The sequence below is a fragment of the Streptomyces sp. NPDC048142 genome (assembly GCF_043202835.1).
In the GTDB taxonomy this organism is placed as follows: domain Bacteria; phylum Actinomycetota; class Actinomycetes; order Streptomycetales; family Streptomycetaceae; genus Streptomyces.
In genome coordinates, this window is sequence record NZ_JBIDBC010000009.1 from 114,631 (window position 1) to 129,426 (window position 14,796).

Here is a 14,796-nt window from a genome sequence, read left to right on the forward strand (position 1 = left end):
GGGGCGGACGTGGCCGACGTTACGGACGTGACCGGCGTGACCGGCGTGACCGGCGTGGCGGAGGTGGCCGGTGTGGCGGATGCGACGGGCATGTCCGGCGGACCGGTGGACGGACCCGCCGCACTCGCCTCGGAGTACTTCCAGAGCTACTCGGTCATCGGCCTGCTCGCCCTGGTCGGCGTCCTGTTCGTCGCCGTGGCCTTCGGGGCCGGGCGACTGCTGCGCCCCGTCGTTCCCACCCCGGAGAAGCTCCTCACCTACGAATGCGGCGTCGACCCGGTCGGCGAGGGCTGGGCACACACCCAGGTCCGCTACTACGTCTACGCCTTCCTGTACGTGATCTTCGCGGTCGACTCCATCTTCCTGTTCCCGTGGGCCACGGTGTTCGCGGCGCCCGGATACGGCGCGACGACCCTGGTCGAAATGTTCATCTTCCTCGGCTTCCTGGCCGTGGGACTGCTCTACGCATGGAAGAAGGGCGTCCTCGCATGGGACTGACGAGCCGGCCGACCCCCGCGTCGCAGCAGCCCGCGCCCCCGTCCGACCCGGTGCTTCTCCCCGAGCCGAAGCGCCTCGGCGTACTCTCCCGGCTCGCACCGGAGCCGATGAAGGTGGTCCTCAACTGGGGCCGCCGCTACAGCCTCTGGGTCTTCAACTTCGGACTGGCCTGCTGCGCCATCGAGTTCATCGCCGCGTCCATGGCACGCCACGACTTCATCCGGCTCGGCGTGATCCCGTTCGCCCCCGGCCCCCGTCAGGCCGACCTCATGATCGTGTCCGGCACGGTGACGGACAAAATGGCCCCGGCCGTGAAGCGGCTGTACGAGCAGATGCCCGAACCGAAGTACGTCATCTCCTTCGGCGCCTGTTCCAACTGCGGCGGCCCCTACTGGGACTCGTACTCCGTCACCAAGGGCGTCGACCAGATCATCCCCGTCGATGTGTACGTACCCGGTTGCCCGCCCCGGCCCGAGGCGCTGCTCCAGGGCATTCTCAAGCTCCAGGAGAAGATCGCGCGCGAATCCCTCGCCGAGCGGTATGCCTCCGGGGAGACGGGCGGCGGCCCGTCCACCGAGGCCCTGCGCAGCGGCCTGGTCGCCGCGCCGGCCTCGACCCCTGCTCCTTCCTCGACCTCTACCCCTTCCTCGAACCCGGTGTCGACACAGGCATCGACACAGGCCTCGAAGCCGACGTCGACCGAGGCTTCGGCGCCGGGGGAGGGGCAGCGATGAGCGAGCGCGACCAGCACGCGGAATCCGCAGCCGAGGCCTACGACCGGCTGCCGGACGCGGTCACCGACCTGTTCGGCGACGAGGCCACGGCGGAGTCGGCGTACGACCTGCTGACCGTCGACGTCCCCGCCGCCACCTGGCTCACCGCGCTCCGGACCGCCCGTGACGAACTCGGGTGCAGCTACTTCGACTGGCTCAGCGCCGTGGACGAACCGGGCGCCGGCTTCCGCGTCTGCGCCCATGTCGCGGCCCTGGGCACGGGTACGGTGCGGCGGCTGCTGGTACGGACGACCGTGCCGCACGAAGCGGCCGTCCTGCCCAGCGCCATCGACGTCTACGCGGGCGCCGCGTGGCACGAGCGCGAGACGCACGAGATGTTCGGCGTCGCGTTCGAGGGCCACCCCCATCTCGTACCGCTGCTCCTGCCGGAAGGTTTCGAGGGCCACCCGCTGCGTAAGGACTTCGTCCTGGCCGCGCGCGTCGCCAAGGCCTGGCCCGGGGCGAAGGAACCGGGGGAGCCGGCGGAGGGGCACACCGGACCCAAGCGTCGCGCGATGCTCCCGCCCGGGGTGCCCGACCCGAACGAATGGGGCCCCCTGAAGGGCCAACTTCCCCCGGCCGCCGCCCGCCCGGCCCGAGCCGCGCGCCCCGCAGCCGACCGCCCGCCCCGCCGCACCCGCACGGCGGGCGAGGGCTCGGCGGCACAACGGCCCACGGCGAACGGCCCGGAGGCCCCCACGGTGACCGGTACGGATGCCCCTGCGGTGACCGGTGCGGAGGTTCCCACGGCGAGTGGCCCGGATGCCTCCACGGCGACGGGCCCGACAGCCTCTGCGGCGAACGGCCCGGAGACCTCCACGATGACCGGACCGGAGGCCCCCGCGACGCCGGAGGCATCCGCGCCCTCAGAGGCATCCGCACCCCCGCAGGCGCCTTCGGCGACCGCGCAGCCGCCGGCCGCCACGCCCCCGCAGGCGGCCCCGACGACCCGCCCGCGCCGTTCCCGGTCGGCGTCCGAGGGCTCGGCCGGCCAGCAGTTGCCCCCGGACGCCCCCCCGGACGACCCTGCGGCGCCCCCGACCGCCCCGGCCCGCCGCTCCCGGTCCGCATCGGACGGTTCGGCCAGTCAGCGTCCGGGGCCGGACGCGTCGACGCCGGCTCCGGCCCGCCCGGCTCGCCGCTTCCGGTCCGCATCGGACGGCTCGGCCAGCCAGCGTCCGGCGTCGGGCGCGCCCGGGGACGCCTCAGGGCTTCCGCCCCGGGTGCGCAGCACGGACGCCCCGTGGCATGACGCCCGGCCGGCCTTCGACGAACCCGGCACCACGAAGCCGGCCGACGCCCCGCAGCCGCCCCACGCTCCGGGGGGCGACGGGGGCGACGACAGCGACGACGGCGACGGGGGCGCAGAGGCCGTGTTCCCGGACTCGACTCAGCCCCTCCGGCGTTCGAGGAGCGGGGGTACGGGTGCGGAGCCCCCGGTTCGGGAAGGGGCGGGCAGGGGAGAGACCCCGCGCAGCGGCCCCACCCCCAGCGACGCCGCCGAGTCCGAAAGTGAGCCCGCACCCACGGACGAACCCACCCCCACCCCTGACGAGCCCGCGCCCGACAAGCCCACTCCTGCCCCAGAGAACCCCGCCCCGGGGCGCCCCGCCCCAGACCACCCCGCCGGAGGCGATCCCGAGTGAACGATGCTCTCGACGTCGCCCTCCGTCTGGCCGTCATCTTCGGCGTCTTCCTCGTCGCCCCCCTCCTCGTCGGTCAGACGGAGCACAAGGTGATGGCCCACATGCAGGGCCGCCTGGGCCCCATGTACGCGGGCGGCTTCCACGGCTGGGCGCAGCTCGTCGCGGACGGCGTGAAGTTCGCGCAGAAGGAGGACGTGGTCCCGGCCGCCGCCGACCGCCGTGTCTTCCAGCTCGCCCCCGCCGTCGCCCTCCTCCCGTACCTCCTCGTCCTCGTGGTCATCCCCGTCGGCCCCGGCGACGGCGCGGTCGGCCAGGTCATCGACGCGGGCATCTTCTTCGTGCTCGCCGTCATGGGCATCGGCGTCCTCGGCTCGCTCATGGCGGGCTGGGCCTCCGCCAACAAGTTCTCCCTGCTGGGCGGCCTCCGTACCGCCGCGCAACTCCTCTCCTACGAGCTGCCGATGCTCCTCGCCGCCGCCTCCGTGGCCATGGCGGCCGGGACGGTCTCACTCACCGGCATCCTCGACGCCTTCGAGTGGTGGTGGCTGCCCTGGCAGATCGTCGGCGCCCTGGTCTTCTTCGTGGCCGGTCTCGCCGAACTCCAGCGCCCGCCGTTCGACATGCCGGTGGCCGACTCCGAGATCATCTTCGGCGCGTACACCGAGTACACCGGTCTGCGCTTCGCCCTGTTCCTCCTCGCCGAGTACGCGGGCATCGTCATCCTGTGCGCCCTGACCACCGTCCTCTTCCTCGGTGGCTGGCACGGCCCGTTCGGCGCCGACGGGCTCGGCTGGCTCTGGACCCTCCTCAAGACCGCCCTCCTCGCGTTCGTCATCATCTGGCTGCGCGTCAGCTATCCGCGCCTGCGTGAGGACCAGTTGCAGAAGCTCGCCTGGACCACCCTCGTCCCGCTCGCCCTCGCGCAGATCGCGCTCACCGGCATCGTGAAGGTGGCGATCAACTGATGCCCCCGATCCCTGGATCCGGCCTGGCCAAAGGCCTTGCCGTCACCCTGCGCACGATGACGAGGAAGACCGTCACCGCGCAGTACCCGGACACCCAGCCCGAACTCCCGCCCCGCTCCCGCGGTGTCATCGGGCTGTTCGAGGAGAACTGCACGGTCTGCATGCTCTGCGCCCGTGAGTGCCCCGACTGGTGCATCTACATCGACTCCCACAAGGAGACGTCGCCGCCCGCCGCCCCCGGCGGACGTGAGCGCAGCCGGAACGTCCTCGACCGCTTCGCCATCGACTTCTCCCTCTGTATGTACTGCGGCATCTGCATCGAGGTGTGCCCCTTCGACGCGCTGTTCTGGTCGCCCGAGTTCGAGTACGCGGAGACGGACATCCACGAACTCACCCATGAGCGCGACAAGCTCCGCGCATGGATGTGGACCGTGCCGGAGCCGCCCGCACTCGACCCCGGGGCCGAGGAACCGAAGGAGATCGCCGCCGCCCGCAAGGCCGCGGACAAACTCGCAGCCCAACGGGCACAGGAGCAGCGAGAGCAGCAGGAACTGCGGGAACAGCAGGAACCGTCGGACGAGAAGGGAGGGACCTCGTGATGCTTCACACCGCGCCCTCTTTGCTCACCGCCACCTCCACGGCCGCCACCTCCACTGCCACCGCTGCCGCGGGCGACCACCCCGGCTTCCTCTCCCCCTCCGGCGTCGAGATCGCGTTCCTCCTCGTCGGCCTCGCCACCCTCGGCGCCGCCGTCATCACCGTCACGACCAGGCAGCTGGTGCACGCAGCGCTCTGGCTCGTCGTGGCGCTCGGCGGGCTGGCCGTCGAGTACCTCCTGCTCACCGCTGAGTTCATCGCCTGGGTCCAGGTACTGATCTACGTCGGTTCCATCGTCGTCCTCCTCCTCTTCGGCCTGATGCTCACCCGGGCCCCCATCGGCCGCTCCCCGGACGCCGATTCGGGCAACCGATGGGTCGCCCTCGGGGTGGCCGCCGCCGCGGCGGCGGCCCTCGTCTGGGTCGTGGCCGACGCCTTCCGCACCACCTGGATCGACCTCGACGGGCCGGCCCAGGGCTCCACCGAAGTCACCGGCGCCTTCCTGTTCCGGAACTGGGTCCTGCCCTTCGAGGCGCTCTCCGTCCTGCTGCTCGCCGCCCTCGTCGGCGCGATCGTCCTGTCCCGCAAGCGCGACACGGACACCACGGTCCGCCCCGGCACGAACGGCACGGCCAAGCCCAGGACGTCGAAGTCCGGCCCGCCCGCCTCGTCCGGCACATCCGGGCAGGAGGAGCAGAGCTGATGCACCTCGCCTATCCCGCCGTGCTCGCCGCCCTCCTCTTCTGCATCGGCCTCTACGGCGTCCTCGCCCGCCGCAACGCGATCCTGGTCCTGATGTCCGTCGAGCTGATGCTCAACGCCGTCAACCTCAACCTCGTCGCCTTCGACGTCTGGCTCCGCGACACCCTCCACTCCGGCCAGGCCCTCACGCTATTCACCATCGCCATCGCCGCCGCCGAGATCGGCATCGGCCTCGCGATCGTCCTGGCCGTCTACCGCAACCGGGGCAGCTCCGATATCGACCGGCTCCGCGACACCGCCGAGACCGACGACGCCGAGACGCTCCCCGACGACGCCGAGACGCTTCCCGGTGAAGGGGACAAGAACGACGGGAGCGACGGGAACGGCAGGAACACCGGGAAGACGAAGAAGGCAGAGGCCACCACGTGACCACCACGACCCTCGCCGCCCTGGTCCCCCTCCTCCCGTTCCTCGGCGCCTTCGCCGGGCTCGCCGTCGGCCGCACCGCCCCCGGCTTCGTCCGCCCGCTGGCGATCCTTCCGACCCTCACCGCGGCCGTACTCGCCGTGATCGTCGCCGTCCGCCAGGGCGGCGGCCGGGCCATCGACGCCGCGATCCAGCTCACGCCCACCGGCTCGGTCCCGATCGATCTGGCGCTGCACCTCGACGGGTTCGCCGTCCTGGTCGCCGTACTCGTCACCGTCGTCGCCACCTGCGTACAGCTCTACTCCACGGCCTACCTCCGCGACGACGCCCGCTACCCCTCCTACGCGGCTCTCGTCTCCCTCTTCACCTCCGCGATGCTCCTGGTCGTCTACTCCGGCGACCTGATGGTGCTCCTGGTCGGCTGGGAGATCATGGGCATCTGCTCGTACTTCCTCGTCGGCCACTACTGGGAGACGCCCGAGGCCCGTGCCGCCTCCCTCAAGGCCTTCCTGGTCACCAAGCTCGGCGACATCCCCTTCCTGATCGGTCTGTTCGCGCTCGCCGCCGACACCGGCAGCTTCCGGATCACCAAGATCCTCGCCGCCGTCGGCAACGGCGGAGTCGACCACCCCACCCTCATCGCCCTGCTGCTCCTCGCGGGCGTCGCGGGCAAGGCCGCCCAGTTCCCCCTGCACACCTGGCTGCCCGACGCGATGGCCGGCCCCACCCCCGTCTCCGCGCTCATCCACGCCGCGACGATGGTCGCCGCCGGCATCTACTTCGTGGCCCGCCTGCTGCCCGTCTTCGCGGCCTCCGGCGCGGCGCTCGTCGTCCTCGCCGTGATGGCCGCCGTCACGATGATCGGGTCCGGGCTCGCCGCCCTCGCCCAGGACGACATCAAACGCGTCCTCGCCTACTCGACCATCGGCCAGCTCGGCTACATGTCGGGCGCCCTCGCCGTCGGCGACCGCGGCGCCGCCGTCTTCCACCTGATCTCGCACGGTGCGTTCAAAGCCGTCCTCTTCCTCGCCGCGGGCGTCGTCATCCATGCCGCGGGCACCAACTCACTGGCCGCCATGTCCCGGATGGGCGGCCTCGCCCGCCGCATCCCGGACGCCTACTGGACGATGACCGTCGCCCTCCTCGCCCTGGCCGCCATCCCGCCGTTCGCCGGCTTCTTCTCCAAGGAAGCCGTCCTCGTGGCCGCCGAGCACACCGCCCTGGGGGAGCGGACCGTCGCCCCGGCCGCCGCGGGCTGGACGATCCTGATCGCCGGGCTCCTCGCCGCCGTCCTCACCGCCGCCTACGCCGTACGTCTCTGGCTCCTCGCCTTCCGCGGGCGCGGCGCCGAAGCCCCCGACCACGGCAGGCAGCCCCACGCCATGACCTCCGTCCTGTGGATCCTGGCCGCCCCCACCATCGGCTTCGGCCTCACCGCCGGTGTGATCGGCGACTGGTTCGACGGGCACGGCCTCACGCCGTCCCTCACCACCGCCGTCGTGTCCACCGGCGTCGGCCTGGCCGGCGGGCTCGTCACCTACGGCGCATGGCGGCACACCACCGCCCTCGCCGCCCGCACCCCCATCGGCGCCGTCGTCGCCCACCCCGGTGCCGAACCCGCTCTCGTCGAAGCCGAGGCCATGACGTCCCACACCGCCGTCTACGGCACCATCGCGGACGCCCCCGACCCGGCCGACCCCGGCAGGCTCCTCCTCGGGCCCCTGCACCGTCACGCGGTCACCGGCTTCCACCTCGACGCCCTCTACACGGTGCTGTTCGTCCGGCCCGTCCAGGGAGCCGCCCGTCTGGTCCGCTTCCTGGACCGCGAGGTCGTCGACACCTACGTCAACGGATCGGGCGCCGTCACGCGCCTCCTCGGCACCGCTGTCCGCCGGGCCCAGACCGGCAACGTGCAGACCTACGTCAGCGCCCTGCTCGCCGGGTCCCTCGTCCTGGCGATCGCCGCCGTCGTCTTCGCCAACGTCAACGCGGGGTCGTGACCGTGATCGATATCAGTGCGTCCGTGATGCAGTTCCTTCTGGCGTTCGTCGTCGTCGCCCCGCTCCTCGGCGCCGTCGCGGCCCTGCTCCCCGCCCCGCCCGGACTCAAGGGGAAGAACCCCGACCAGGCCGTGCTCCGCCACGGTGTGACCGTCACCGGCGCCGTCCTCATCGCCGCGGTCGTCCTGGCCGCCGGCTTCGACCACGACCACCCCGCCACGATGCAGGCGACCACCGACATCAGCTGGATCCCGGCGCTCGACGTCCGCATCCACCTCGGCATCGACGGCATCTCGCTCCCCCTCCTGGTCCTGACCGCGCTGCTGACCTTCCTCTGCGCGCTGTACAGCTACTTCAAGCTGCCCGCGGGCCCCTCACCGAAGGCCTTCGTCGCCCTCGTCCTCGTCCTGGAATCCGGCACCCTCGCCACCTTCGCCGTCCTCGACCTGCTGCTCTTCTTCCTCGCCTTCGAGATGGTCCTCATCCCGATGTACTTCCTCATCGCCCGCTGGGGCGATGGCCAACGGCAGGCGGCCGCCTGGAAGTTCATCCTCTACACCCTGCTCGGCTCGGTCATCATGCTGCTGGGCCTCCTCCTCATCGGGCTGAAGAGCGGCACCTTCGACATGGTGGCACTCGCCACTGACAACGGCCGGGGCCTCACCACGTCCGTGCAGGTCATCGCCGTACTCGCGATCGGTCTCGGCCTCGCCGTGAAGACCCCGATGTGGCCCTTGCACAGCTGGCTCCCCGACGCCCACACCGCCGCCCCCACCGTGGGGTCGGTGCTCCTCGCGGGCGTCCTGCTCAAGATGGGAACGTACGGATTCGTCCGGATCCTGCTCCCTATCGCACCCGACGGCATGCGGACCTTCGCGCCCTACCTCGCCGCGTTCGCCGTCGTCGGCATCGTCTACGGATCCCTCGCCTGCCTGGCGCTGGCCCGTACCGGCGCCAAGGGCGACCTCAAGCGGCTCATCGCCTACTCGTCCGTCGGCCACATGGGCTTCGTCCTGCTCGGCATCGCCACCATGACCCCCACCGGAGTCAACGGCGCGCTCTTCGCCAACATCGCCCACGGACTCATCACCGGCCTGCTGTTCTTCCTCGTCGGCGCCATCAAGGACCGCTACGGCACCGCCGACCTCGACACCCTCGCCGGAGCGACCGGGGCCGCCCTCTACGGCCGGGCGCCCCGCCTCGGCGCGCTGCTCGCCTTCGCCGCCGTCGCCTCGCTCGGCCTGCCCGGACTCGCCGGATTCTGGGGCGAGATGCTCACGCTGTTCGGCGCGTACAGCCCCGCCGAAGGCCTCAGCCGCCCCGCGTTCCGCACCTTCATGGCCATCGGAGCGTTCGGCACCCTGCTCACCGCCGCGTACATGCTCATCGTCGTCCGCCGCGTCTGCATGGGCGAGCACCCGCCCCACCCCCGGCTGTCGCCCGACGAGCAGGCCGCGCACGCCCCGGCTGCCCCGCAAGCGGCGGACGGCCCCCAGCCGTCCCGGCCCGCCGGAGCCCGGACCGCCGCCACCACGCCGCAGCTCGCCGACATCCAGACGTACGAAGCCGTCGCCTGGACCCCGCTCGCCGCGCTCACCGTCCTCGCCGGCCTCTGGCCCGCCGTCCTCCTCGGCCTCACCGACCCGGCCGTGCAGCAGCTCCTCGCAGGAGGCAAGTCGTGACCGTGGACATCGGCACCACCGCCGGAAGCCTCATCGAGCAGACCGCCGCGGCCGAAGCCCCGGGCCTCCTCACCACCGCGACCGACGCCCCCAGCGTCGTCCAGTCCATCGACTGGCTCGCCATCGCGCCCCCCACCCTCACGGCGCTGGCCGCCCTGGTCGTCCTGGTCGCCGACCTGTTCCTGCCCGCGCACCGCAAACAGCTCCTCGGCTACGGCGCCCTCACCGCCCTCGCCGCAGCCCTGGCGCTCCTGGTCCCCCTGCGGGCCGGGGACCGTTCGACCTTCTGCGTCACCACCGGCGCCCAGGCCTGCAGCTACACCGCCGACCACTTCACCGTCGTCATCCAGGCCCTCGTCCTGGGCGGCGCGTTCCTCACCGTCCTGCTCTCGCTCGACGACACCCGCAAGCTGCCTGCGGGGGAGTACTGGTTCCTGCTCCTGGCCTCCGCCGCCGGGGCCGCCCTGCTGCCCGCCTCCCGCGACCTCGCCACGCTCGTCGTCGCCCTCGAAGTCGCCTCGCTGCCCGCGTTCGCCCTCGTCGGCATCAAGCGCGGTGACCGGCGCTCCTCCGAGGCCGCGCTGAAGTTCTTCCTCTCCTCCGTCGTCGCCACCGCCGTCATGCTGCTCGGCGTCAGCTTCGTGTACGCGACCACCGGCACCCTGCACCTCACCGAGATCGCCGCCCGCCTCGACGACGTGCCTCCGGTTCTCGACACCCTCGCCAAGACCGGTGTCGCCCTCACCCTTGTCGGCTTCGCCTTCAAGACCGCCGCCGCGCCCTTCCACTTCTGGGTCCCCGACACCTATGTCGGCGCGCCCCTCCCGATCGCCGCCTACCTCTCCGTAGTGGGGAAGGCCGTCGGGTTTTCGGGGCTCATCCTGGTGACCGTCATCGCGTTCCCCTCCTATGCCGACGTCTGGGGGCCCGCACTCGCCGTCGTCGCCGCGCTCACCATGACCGTCGGCAACGTCGCGGCCCTCCGCCAGAACGCCGCCCGCGCCCGCAGTGCCGTCCGCCTCCTCGCATGGTCCTCGGTCGCCCAGGCCGGCTACCTTCTGGTCCCGATCGCCGCCGCCGCGTACTCCACCGGCGAACAGATCGGCTCCACGGTGGCGTACGCCCTCATGTACGCCGTCGTGAACCTGGGCGCGTTCGCGGTCGCCGCCCTCGTCGCCCGTACGCACCCCGGCAACCGGCTCTCCGACTACCGGGGCCTGTACGCCACCCGGCCCCTGGCGGCTCTGGCGCTCGGCTTCTTCCTGCTCTGCCTCGCCGGACTGCCGCCCGGCATCATCGGGCTCTTCGCGAAGGTCACCGTCTTCTCCGCGGCGGTCGACGCGGGCCTCGGCTGGCTCGCCGTGGTCATGGCCGTCAACGTGGTGATCGCCCTTTACTACTACCTTCAGTGGACCGCGATTCTCTTCCGTTCGCCGGACGAAGCCCGGCGAACGGGCGGGACGGACACCGGAACCCCGGCCTCCGCCCCGCCGCGCCGATTCCGGGCCCCCACCCCTCTCACCACGGCGATCGCCCTTACCGCCGCCGCCGGAATCCTGCTCTCCGGGGTCCCGCAGGCCGTCCTGCGCGTCGCCGCCGTGAGCCTCTTCTGAGCCCTTCCGGAGCCGCAAGATCGGTTTGCCCACGGCCCCCGCCACAGGGCATGGTCTTGGCGGCATACGTCACGTAATCGACGTGGACGTGTCGGGACAAGAGGAGAGAGAGCAGTGCTGAACGGGTTCAAGGACTTCATCCTGCGCGGGAACGTCATCTCGATGGCGATCGGTCTCGCCGTCGGCGCCGCCTTCACCGCCGTCGTCACGGGTTTCAGCAACGCCTTCATCACCCCGCTGATCGGCCTCGCCACCCGTGGCACCGGAGACTTCAGCAAGGCTTCCTACAAGGTCGACGGCGTCGTGTTCCCCTACGGCCTCTTCATCAGCGCCGCCATCGCCTTCCTGATCACTGCCGCGGTCCTCTACTTCTGCGTGGTGGTCCCCATGGCCAAGGTGCAGAACCGCTTCACCAAGGAGCAGGAAGAGGCCGTCGACATCAAGGCCGCCCTCCGCGACTGCCCGCGCTGCTACAGCGAGATCCCCGCCGTCGCCTCCCGCTGCGGCCACTGCACCAGCGAGGTCGAGCCCGACGCCGAGGCGCTCTCCCTCACCAAGCTCCCCGCGCAGCAGCACTGAACCGCGCAGCAGCACTGACCACACAGCGGCACTGACCGCACAGCAACACCGGTCGCACCGCAGCACCGACCGCACAGCGGCACTTCGCACCACCTCACCACCGCACCACGAAGACGCCCCGCCACCCGTACGGCCCAGCGCCACTCCGTACGGGGACGGGGGCCTGACCGGCGTGAACACGCGGCACGGCTTCCGCCCTCCGGCCGCACGCACAAGGGAACTAGCTCCTCTCGCCTGGCGTTGACCAGTACGGGAGGCTCCACTGGAGAGTGGAGCACCACCATGCAAAGGGTTCCCCTGCTGCACCACTTGGAGGGCGTACCGTGCACCGCCGGCACAACGGGCTGAAGACCGCCGTACTCCTCGGGGGACTGTCCGCACTCATCATCGTCATCGGCAGTTTCTTCGGACGTACGGGCCTCGTCGTCGCGCTCCTGGTAGCCGTCGGCACCAACGCCTACGCGTACTGGAACAGCGACAAGCTCGCCCTGCGAGCCATGCGCTCCCGCCCCGTCAGCGAATTCGAGGCGCCGCAGCTGTATCGCATCGTCCGCGAGCTCTCCACGGCTGCCCGTCAGCCCATGCCGCGCCTCTACATCTCCCCGACGCAGGCGCCCAACGCGTTCGCCACCGGCCGCAACCCGCGCAACGCCGCCGTCTGCTGCACCGAGGGCATCCTCCAGATCCTCGACGAACGCGAGCTGCGCGGCGTCCTCGGCCACGAGCTCAGCCATGTCTACAACCGGGACATCCTCATCTCGTCCGTCGCCGGAGCCCTCGCCTCCGTCGTGATGTTCCTGGTCAACTTCGCCTGGCTCATCCCGGTGGGCCGCTCAAACGACGACGAGGGGCCCGGCCTCCTCGGCATGCTCCTGATCATGATCCTGGGGCCGCTCGCCGCGTCCGTCATCCAGCTCGCCGTCAGCCGCTCCCGCGAGTACGAGGCCGACGCCTCCGGGGCCCAGCTCACCGGCGACCCACTGGCTCTCGCCAGTGCCCTGCGCAAGCTCGACGCCGGGACGAAACAGCTCCCGCTGCCGGCCGAGCCGAGGATCGAGACCGCGAGCCACATGATGATCGCGAATCCATTCCGTCCGGGCCAGGGGATGGCGAGAATGTTCTCCACCCACCCGCCGATGGCGGAACGCGTCGCCCGACTAGAACAGATGGCAGGTCATCGCCCGTGAAAACCATCCTGAACGTCATCTGGCTGATCCTCTGCGGATTCTGGATGTTCCTCGGCTACCTGGTGGCGGGCCTTCTGCTCTGCATCACCATCATCGGCATCCCCTTCGGGCTCGCCGCCTTCAGGATCGGCGTCTACGCCCTCTGGCCGTTCGGCTACACCGTCGTCGACCGCCGGGACGCCGGCTCGCCCTCCTGCGTGGGGAACGTCCTCTGGCTGATCCTCGCCGGATGGTGGCTCGCCCTCGGCCACATCACCACCGGCATCGCGCTGTGCATCACGATCATCGGCATCCCCCTGGGCATCGCCAACTTCAAGCTGATCCCCGTCTCCCTCATGCCCTTCGGCAAGGAGATCGTCCGCACGGACCAGCCCTTCGCCACCCGGTAGCCCGCTCCTCAGCACCACCGGCCGGCGGCGTCCGTCCCGACCCCGGCGGACGCCCCCGGCAACCGAAACGCACGCCCCCGGCGTCCAGGGTTCCAAGACGAAACTAGGGGTAGGTGCAGCGACATGGGCATCATCAGTTGGATCATTCTTGGGCTGCTCGCCGGAGTCATAGCCAAAATCCTCCTCCCGGGACGCGACCCGGGCGGCATCATCGGCACCACCCTCATCGGCATCGCCGGGGCCTTCGTCGGGGGCTGGCTGTCCAGCAAATTCCTCGACCGCCCCATCAGCAACGACTTCTACGACACCGCGACCTGGATCGCCGCCATCGCCGGTTCACTGGTCCTGCTCATCGCCTACCGGCTGCTGTTCGGCAACTCCCGCGAACGCCGCTGACCCGGGGCGCGCACCAGGGCCCGCAGGCGCGGGGCGCACACCGCCTCTACCGCACGTCCCGTGACGTCATCCCGGTCTCCCGCAACGTCAGATTCAACCGGCCGGCCCGCAGCCCCGGGGCCGGGTCGGCCGGTCCCGCATACACCTTCGGCACCCCGTGGAACGCGAAACGCGACGGCCCGCCGAAGACGAACAGGTCCCCCGACGCCAACTCCACATCCGTATAGGGCTGTCCACGCCCCTCCGTGTTCCCGAAGCGGAACACACATGTCGCCCCGATGCTCAACGACACCACAGGAGCGCCCGACCGCTCCTCCTTGTCCTGATGCATCCCCATCCGCGCGGCGTCGCCATAGAAGTTGATCAGCGCGGTATCCGGTGCGAAGGCCTCCGCCGCGCCCTCGTCCCCGTACGCCTCGGCCGCCGCCGCCCGCCCCAGATCGCCCAGCCAGTCCGGGAACGCGGCCACCCGGGCGCCGTTGACATCGTCGGCCGTACGCGCGTAGCGGTACGGCTGCCAGTGCCACCCCAGGCACACCGTCCGCACCGACATCACCCCGCCGCCCGGCAGCGCGGTGTGGCGCAACGGGACCGGTCCCCGCGCCCACCGGCGGCACGCCGCCACCAACTCCGCCCGCCGCTCCACCGGCAGCCATTCCGGCACATGGACGGCGCCCGGCGCGATGACCCTGCGCGGCCGCCGGAACAGCCCGTCCGAGGACGGCGGAAGCCCGTGCGCCACGGCTCAGCCCGCCCCGCCTTCGATCCCCAGCAGCAGCTTCTTCCGCTCCAGCCCGCCCGCGTACCCCCGCAGCGCCCCGTCCGCCCCGATCACGCGGTGGCACGGCCGTACGACCAGCAGCGGATTGCGCCCGATCGCCGTGCCCACGGCCCGCACCCCCGCGCCCGCCGCCCCGACCTGGGCCGCGACCTCCCCGTACGACACCGTGCTCCCGTACGGGATCGACTCCAGCACCGCCCAGACCCGCCGCTGGAACTCCGTGCCCGCCCCCTTGGCCAACGGCACGTCGAACCGCGTCGAGCGCCCCGCGAAGTACGCCTCCAACTGCCGGGCGACCTCCCCGAACGCCTCGGGGGCGTGCTGCCAGCCGTCCTGGACGACCGCGCCGCCCTTCTGGCCGGGCATCGACAGCGAGAGCAGCCGGACTCCGGCGCCTCCGGCCGTATCCGGCCCGCCCGCCGGCGCCTCGCCGACCAGCAGCAGCTCGCCCAGCGGGCTCTCCACCCGCGCGTACACCGTCGTCGTCATGCCTTCTCACTTCCCCGGTCGGTACGGCCGTACGGCCAGTCTGCGCCCACTCGCCGTACGACCACCGGCGGTA

General features: G+C 71.5%; 16 protein-coding genes. 14 read left to right on the forward strand and 2 right to left on the reverse strand.

The window, feature by feature from the left end:
- The first annotated feature begins 90 nt into the window (after nt 1-90).
- The 14 genes from ACGF2Y_RS14485 to ACGF2Y_RS14550 all read left to right on the forward strand — a co-directional run bounded on the left by ACGF2Y_RS14485 (nt 91) and on the right by ACGF2Y_RS14550 (nt 13,453).
- Nucleotides 91-498, forward strand: a complete 408-nt coding sequence (locus ACGF2Y_RS14485; protein ID WP_392946781.1) for an NADH-quinone oxidoreductase subunit A — start codon at nt 91-93, stop codon at nt 496-498.
- Nucleotides 489-1,232, forward strand: a complete 744-nt coding sequence (locus tag ACGF2Y_RS14490; protein ID WP_392946474.1) for an NADH-quinone oxidoreductase subunit B — start codon at nt 489-491, stop codon at nt 1,230-1,232. Before ACGF2Y_RS14485 ends, ACGF2Y_RS14490 begins: the two co-directional genes overlap by 10 nt.
- Nucleotides 1,229-2,917 carry an NADH-quinone oxidoreductase subunit C gene (locus tag ACGF2Y_RS14495; protein ID WP_392946477.1) on the forward strand — a complete coding sequence of 563 codons (1,689 nt, stop codon included), beginning with the start codon at nt 1,229-1,231 and terminating at the stop codon, nt 2,915-2,917. Before ACGF2Y_RS14490 ends, ACGF2Y_RS14495 begins: the two co-directional genes overlap by 4 nt.
- Nucleotides 2,914-3,882: an NADH-quinone oxidoreductase subunit H gene (locus ACGF2Y_RS14500; protein ID WP_392946480.1), complete on the forward strand. Its 969-nt coding sequence runs from the start codon at nt 2,914-2,916 to the stop codon at nt 3,880-3,882. Before ACGF2Y_RS14495 ends, ACGF2Y_RS14500 begins: the two co-directional genes overlap by 4 nt.
- Nucleotides 3,882-4,481 (forward strand): NuoI/complex I 23 kDa subunit family protein, encoded by a 600-nt coding sequence (locus tag ACGF2Y_RS14505; protein ID WP_392946482.1) that lies wholly within the window; start codon nt 3,882-3,884, stop codon nt 4,479-4,481. The genes ACGF2Y_RS14500 and ACGF2Y_RS14505 overlap by 1 nt, the downstream gene beginning before the upstream one ends.
- On the forward strand, nt 4,481-5,182 hold the full coding sequence (locus ACGF2Y_RS14510; protein ID WP_392946784.1) for an NADH-quinone oxidoreductase subunit J: 702 nt from the start codon (nt 4,481-4,483) through the stop codon (nt 5,180-5,182). Before ACGF2Y_RS14505 ends, ACGF2Y_RS14510 begins: the two co-directional genes overlap by 1 nt.
- Entirely contained in the window at nt 5,182-5,610 is a 429-nt protein-coding gene (nuoK, locus tag ACGF2Y_RS14515; protein WP_392946485.1) for an NADH-quinone oxidoreductase subunit NuoK, read from the forward strand. The genes ACGF2Y_RS14510 and nuoK overlap by 1 nt, the downstream gene beginning before the upstream one ends.
- Entirely contained in the window at nt 5,607-7,607 is a 2,001-nt protein-coding gene (locus ACGF2Y_RS14520) for an NADH-quinone oxidoreductase subunit L (protein WP_392946487.1), read from the forward strand. The genes nuoK and ACGF2Y_RS14520 overlap by 4 nt, the downstream gene beginning before the upstream one ends.
- Complete coding sequence (locus ACGF2Y_RS14525; protein WP_392946490.1) at nt 7,604-9,289, forward strand: NADH-quinone oxidoreductase subunit M; 1,686 nt, start codon at nt 7,604-7,606, stop codon at nt 9,287-9,289. The genes ACGF2Y_RS14520 and ACGF2Y_RS14525 overlap by 4 nt, the downstream gene beginning before the upstream one ends.
- Entirely contained in the window at nt 9,286-10,902 is a 1,617-nt protein-coding gene (locus ACGF2Y_RS14530) for an NADH-quinone oxidoreductase subunit N (protein ID WP_392946492.1), read from the forward strand. The genes ACGF2Y_RS14525 and ACGF2Y_RS14530 overlap by 4 nt, the downstream gene beginning before the upstream one ends.
- Before the next feature lie 114 nt (nt 10,903-11,016).
- Nucleotides 11,017-11,481: a large conductance mechanosensitive channel protein MscL gene (mscL, locus tag ACGF2Y_RS14535; protein ID WP_392946495.1), complete on the forward strand. Its 465-nt coding sequence runs from the start codon at nt 11,017-11,019 to the stop codon at nt 11,479-11,481.
- Nucleotides 11,482-11,804: 323 nt separating this feature from the next.
- Nucleotides 11,805-12,668 carry a zinc metalloprotease HtpX gene (gene htpX / locus ACGF2Y_RS14540; RefSeq protein WP_392946498.1) on the forward strand — a complete coding sequence of 288 codons (864 nt, stop codon included), beginning with the start codon at nt 11,805-11,807 and terminating at the stop codon, nt 12,666-12,668.
- Nucleotides 12,665-13,057, forward strand: a complete 393-nt coding sequence (locus tag ACGF2Y_RS14545) for a YccF domain-containing protein (RefSeq protein ID WP_069754071.1) — start codon at nt 12,665-12,667, stop codon at nt 13,055-13,057. Before htpX ends, ACGF2Y_RS14545 begins: the two co-directional genes overlap by 4 nt.
- A 123-nt stretch (nt 13,058-13,180) precedes the next feature.
- Nucleotides 13,181-13,453, forward strand: a complete 273-nt coding sequence (locus ACGF2Y_RS14550; protein WP_097870170.1) for a GlsB/YeaQ/YmgE family stress response membrane protein — start codon at nt 13,181-13,183, stop codon at nt 13,451-13,453.
- 46 nt (nt 13,454-13,499) lie between these two features.
- Here the strand turns inward: ACGF2Y_RS14550 and ACGF2Y_RS14555 are convergent, their stop codons facing one another.
- Both ACGF2Y_RS14555 and ACGF2Y_RS14560 read right to left on the reverse strand, forming a co-directional pair.
- The gene (locus tag ACGF2Y_RS14555; RefSeq protein ID WP_392946503.1) at nt 13,500-14,195 is read right to left on the reverse strand and encodes an alpha-ketoglutarate-dependent dioxygenase AlkB family protein; all 696 of its coding nucleotides are present in this window, start codon (nt 14,193-14,195) and stop codon (nt 13,500-13,502) included.
- 3 nt (nt 14,196-14,198) lie between these two features.
- A complete protein-coding gene (locus ACGF2Y_RS14560) occupies nt 14,199-14,723 on the reverse strand; it encodes a methylated-DNA--[protein]-cysteine S-methyltransferase (RefSeq protein WP_392946506.1) in 525 nt (174 codons plus the stop codon).
- Nucleotides 14,724-14,796: the final 73 nt, after the last annotated feature.

Bases quoted from the DNA above. Each gene is read 5' to 3' on its own strand.
- ACGF2Y_RS14485 (WP_392946781.1), top strand. From the start codon at position 91: ATGTCCGGCGGACCGGTGGACGGACCCGCCGCACTCGCCTCGGAGTAC.
- ACGF2Y_RS14490 (WP_392946474.1), top strand. From the start codon at position 489: ATGGGACTGACGAGCCGGCCGACCCCCGCGTCGCAGCAGCCCGCGCCC.
- ACGF2Y_RS14495 (WP_392946477.1), top strand. From the start codon at position 1,229: ATGAGCGAGCGCGACCAGCACGCGGAATCCGCAGCCGAGGCCTACGAC.
- ACGF2Y_RS14505 (WP_392946482.1), top strand. From the start codon at position 3,882: ATGCCCCCGATCCCTGGATCCGGCCTGGCCAAAGGCCTTGCCGTCACC.
- ACGF2Y_RS14510 (WP_392946784.1), top strand. From the start codon at position 4,481: ATGCTTCACACCGCGCCCTCTTTGCTCACCGCCACCTCCACGGCCGCC.
- nuoK (WP_392946485.1), top strand. From the start codon at position 5,182: ATGCACCTCGCCTATCCCGCCGTGCTCGCCGCCCTCCTCTTCTGCATC.
- ACGF2Y_RS14550 (WP_097870170.1), top strand. From the start codon at position 13,181: ATGGGCATCATCAGTTGGATCATTCTTGGGCTGCTCGCCGGAGTCATA.
- ACGF2Y_RS14560 (WP_392946506.1), bottom strand. From the start codon at position 14,723: ATGACGACGACGGTGTACGCGCGGGTGGAGAGCCCGCTGGGCGAGCTG.